Source organism: Salinimicrobium oceani (assembly GCF_012037645.1).
Genome location: NZ_JAAVJR010000916.1, coordinates 1 through 391, shown reverse-complemented (window position 1 = coordinate 391; position 391 = coordinate 1). Strand labels below are relative to the sequence as shown.

At 41.2% G+C, this 391-nt stretch carries 1 pseudogene; it reads right to left on the bottom strand.

Going from position 1 to position 391, the window contains the following annotated elements:
* Positions 1 to 327 (bottom strand): annotated as a pseudogene (locus HC175_RS20045) (SusC/RagA family TonB-linked outer membrane protein); the annotation flags it as partial.
* Positions 328 to 391: the final 64 nt, after the last annotated feature.

The window sequence follows — 391 nt, the reverse complement described above, 5'->3', positions numbered from 1 at the left end:
ATCTGGATACGCACTTCCAAGAACTACCCTTGAGGCTTCATTATAACTTGCTGTAGTGGTTCTGTCACGGGTTCCATTATCCAATAAAGTATTCTTATAAAATAACGCATCCCCATTTGCCGGATCAACACCGGCGTATTCAACAAGGTAAAAAGAAGAAATTGTTTCGCCTTCTCTCACGATATTTACCCCTGAAACTATGTCTCCTCCCGGGAGATCGGTGACTTCATTGTCAAGAGTAGAAAGGTTGAAGGAGGTATCCCACTTGAAATTTTCTGAAGTAAAGTTCTTTGTATTAAGAACAAATTCAAAACCTCTGTTCGCCATAGAACCCACATTCCTTGTAATACTTGGGAACCCTGAAGTTCCGGGAACCGGCTGATTTAGTAAA